The sequence below is a fragment of the Ruminococcus sp. 1001136sp1_2201st1_G3_2201SCRN_220225 genome (genome assembly GCF_040924365.1).
GTDB classification, from domain to species: Bacteria; Bacillota; Clostridia; order Lachnospirales; family Lachnospiraceae; genus Blautia_A; species Blautia_A faecis.
Window position 1 is genome coordinate 1 of record NZ_JBCOME010000117.1, and the last position, 4005, is coordinate 4005.

Here is a 4005-nt window from a genome sequence, read left to right on the forward strand (position 1 = left end):
ATCCAAGAATGATCGGTTTTCCAGGTGAGGCCAAGTTTCGCGGTCACGGAGTAGCCTATTGTGCCACCTGTGACGGAGAATTTTTCCGTGGAAAAGAAATTTTCGTAGTTGGCGGCGGGTTTGCTGCAGCAGAAGAAAGCGTATTTTTGACAAAATATGCAAGCCATGTAACTATTTTAATCCGTGGAAATGATTTTTCCTGCGCAGAAGCGGTAGCGGAAGCCGCCAAAAATCACCCTAAGATCACAGTTTTAACCAATACAGAGGTTGTCTATGTGGAGGGTGACCACACGCTGCGAAAGATCTGCTACAAAAATAAAAACACTGGAGAAGAAACCATTTTCGATTCTGCAGATGACACCTTTGGCGTATTTGTATTTGCAGGCTACGCGCCAAATACGGATCTGGTAAAAGACCTGATTGCTCTGGATTCCCATGGATATGTGGAAACGGACCGAACCCAGAAGACCAGCTGTCCGGGAATTTACGCAGCCGGAGATGTATGCCAGAAAAATCTCCGCCAGGTGGTAACTGCAGTGGGAGATGGTGCCACAGCTGCCACAGAGCTGGAAAAATATGCCGCAGCCATGCAGGGGAAAACCGGAATCCACCCGGAAAAGCCAATCAAAAAAGAGGCCGAAGTTCACAAGGAATCGCCCGCAGGAAAAGAAACAGAAGGGAAATCCTCAGCCGGTATTTTTTCACAGGATATCATAAACCAGCTGAATGTTGTATTTTCCATAATGGAGGGAAACCTGCAACTTGACCTGCATCTGGATTCCCGTCCCGTCAGCCAGGAATTGAAAGGCTATATGACAGAACTGGAGAAATATACAGACAAACTGACCGTACAGGAAGCGGACTCTGCTTCGGATTCTGCTGCCTTGCTGCCTTTTGTAGAAGTGCTGACTGCCTCCGGGGAAAAGACTGGATTAGCTTTCCACGGCGTGCCAGGGGGACACGAGTTTACCTCTTTTATCCTGGGATTATACAACGCCGCAGGACCAGGGCAGCCCCTTGACCCTGCCATCAGAGAACGTATCCTCGCTATCGACCATAAGGTGCACATGCAGATCCTGGTATCCCTTTCCTGTACCATGTGCCCGGATCTGGTAGTGGCAGCCCAGAGGATTGCCTCCTTAAATCTCCTTGTAACAGCAGAAGTATACGACATCGCCCATTTCCCGGATTTAAAGGAAAAATACAACGTTATGAGCGTCCCCTGCCTGATAATCAACCAGGATCAGGTAACATTTGGGAAAAAGAATATCCCGCAGCTGTTGGAATTGCTCTAATAAGATAATAAAAACTGTAATGATAAACTCCTATGGTTTATTGTTACAGTTTTTTAATTCAAGAAAATTTTTTATTCCCCGACCACAATTGTGGTAAAATAGCGGTAAGTAATAACTAATACCGTATTTCCGCAAAAGAATCTGTCTAAGCAGAGTGGTTATCGTCCAAATGGAGTGGTGTGACCCTGTAAGAAATGGTATGGTTATTGTTAGAAGTAACTAACTATTATATAACTCAGGAGGCACACAATGAAAAAGAAGTTCGTTTCTGTTTTATTAGCACTTACCATGTCAACTACCTTATCTGCCGGATTAACCAGTACCGTATTTGCAGAAGAAGCAGTAAGCACCGCATCTGAATGCTCTTATGACGGCGGCAGTGGCACCCAGGAAGATCCGTACCAGATTTCCTCGACAGATTCTTTCCTGACATTTGCCGCTAATGTAAATGACGGCTCAAACGCAGGTTATGCGGATACTTATTTTCTTCTGACAAATGATCTTGATCTTACAGGCATTGACTGGGAACCCATCGGCAATATGAATGACATGGAAAACCATTCCACCTTGTTTCTGGGCTCCTTTGACGGCGGAGATCACACAATTTCAAATTTAAAATATGAATCTGACAAATACAACTGCGGGGCTGGTCTTTTCGGCGTAAACTGCGGCGAAGTCAAAAATCTGACAGTGGAAAATGCAGAAGTAACCGTAACAGATGGCACCTCTCTGGCTATTGGCGGCGTTGTAGGATACAACATGGGATCAGTGGATCACGTAACCTTAAAAGGAAACTCCGTAATTACAGGCAACAACTGCACTGGCGGAATTGTAGGAGGCAACAACAATTCCGTAACCAACTGCTCCGCAGAAAATGTAACCGTCATCGTAATTGGAGATAATGAATTTGAAGAAAACCATATTGTGCAGGCAGATGTAGCAGAATGTGGTGGCCTGGTCATCGGCGGCGGTTTTGGCGGAACCATTGACAACTGCAGCGCAAGCGGAACTGTAAAGGCAGAAGGAAACGAACCGGTTGGTCTTGGCGGAATCGGCGGCTGTCTGGAAATGATGGATTCCATTACCAACTGCACCGCTGATGTCACAATTGAAAGCGCAAATGGCGGCCATGCGATCGGCGGTCTTTGTGGTTACGCAGGCACTCACTCCAATCCAGACGTATGCCTGGAAACAGAAGGATTTTCCACGAAAAATTATCCGTCCGTAATTGATAACTGCAAGATAACTGTTTCCATAAAAGCGGATGGAGCAACCCATGTAGGAGGTCTTATTGGCACCGGACTTTACTATTATGGAGAAGAAACCGTATTTAAAGTTACCAACTGTTCTGTAACAGGATCCATTGACGGTGCTGTAACACCAGGTACCGTTGCCGGCAGGGCAGTGGGCAGTGTAATAGAAAGCTGCGACGCAGACATTTTAATTGATGGTGTGCATGCAGACAATCAGATTGGCACCACTTCCTGCATGTACGAGAGTGCGGACCAGTAAGAGAGGAAAAAATGGAACAGCATCCGTTAACGGATTTTTTTGACCAGAAAGTTCAAAAAACAATGGGCAAAAACAACCGTACTATTTATAAAATGAACAATGAAACCGGAGAAGGAATCATCACGCAATATATTATTTTGCCTGGCATCCAGTTCTTTTATAACGATTTTCACATGAGCAATGGACAGAACCAGAATAAACTGCCTCACGCAGATGTTCTGGAACTGAACCATTGCAGGGAAGGGCGTTTTGAATGCAGATTTGCCAACGGCACTTATCAGTATATTGGAAGCGGTGATCTTGCCATCAACCTTCTTTCCAACCAGACCGTTTCAACCAGCTTTCCGCTGTCTCATTATCACGGCATCTCCATCACCATAGATTTACAAAAAGCAGACTCTGTCATCCGAAAAATCGGCGAGATGACAGGCGGACTGGACATTGATCTGTTTTCCATTGCCAACGGCTTTTGCAAAAATGGTACCTGTGCTGTAATTAGAAATCAAAATAAAATCAACCACATTTTTTCTGAACTGTACTGCACCAAGCCGTATATGCACGCTTCCTATCTGAAGGTCAAGGTCCTGGAACTGCTCCTTTATCTTGGAACTGAGAAAATACAGAATACCCAGGTAAAAGTTCCGTATTTCGCACATACTCAGGTAAAAAAAGTAAAAGAAATTCAAAAGTATATGGTTTCCAATTTGCGCCAGCATTACACTCTTGAACAATTGTCCGAGCAATTTGACATTCCTCTTACTTCCATGAAAGCATGTTTTAAGGGAGTTTTCGGCTGTTCCATTTATGCCTACATAAAATCCTACCGTATGCAGGCTGCAACCGTACTGCTTCAGAATTCTGACTGCAGCATTACAGAAATCGCCATGAAAATGGGCTACGACAACCCCAGCAAGTTTTCGGAAGTCTTCAAAAAAGAGTATGAGATGACTCCATCTGAATTTCGAAAGAAATACATAAAAGCATAATTGCACACTCCTTTACAAAAACATACCTTGACAAATCTCGTCTCAGCTTTACATTTTATAATAAAATACCTCAGGAAACGGAACGTTTATAGTCAAAGTCTCTCCCTGGATATCCGCGATCTGCTGGCAGAGGCCCAGCATCCGGTAAGGATTTGCATATCCGAAAAGTTTCATGATCTTATCAAACTGTTTTTCCCTTTTGATAAGATCTG

3 protein-coding genes are annotated in these 4005 nt (G+C 44.3%); all 3 read left to right on the forward strand.

Annotated elements, in window-relative coordinates; translation table 11 throughout:
* A partial coding sequence (locus AB5642_RS19930) for an FAD-dependent oxidoreductase (protein ID WP_368371927.1) occupies nucleotides 1-1295 on the forward strand: 1295 nt, incomplete at its 5' end.
* A gap of 249 nt (nucleotides 1296-1544) precedes the next feature.
* Nucleotides 1545-2807, forward strand: coding sequence for a GLUG motif-containing protein (locus tag AB5642_RS19935; protein ID WP_148463769.1), 1263 nt, complete (start codon nucleotides 1545-1547; stop codon nucleotides 2805-2807).
* Nucleotides 2808-2818: 11 nt separating this feature from the next.
* On the forward strand, nucleotides 2819-3793 hold the full coding sequence (locus AB5642_RS19940; RefSeq protein ID WP_173770443.1) for an AraC family transcriptional regulator: 975 nt from the start codon (nucleotides 2819-2821) through the stop codon (nucleotides 3791-3793).
* The last annotated feature ends 212 nt before the right edge of the window (nucleotides 3794-4005 follow it).

Excerpts from the sequence above, each read along its gene's own strand:
- AB5642_RS19935 (WP_148463769.1), top strand. The coding sequence starts at position 1,545 with ATGAAAAAGAAGTTCGTTTCTGTTTTATTAGCACTTACCATGTCAACT.
- AB5642_RS19940 (WP_173770443.1), top strand. The coding sequence starts at position 2,819 with ATGGAACAGCATCCGTTAACGGATTTTTTTGACCAGAAAGTTCAAAAA.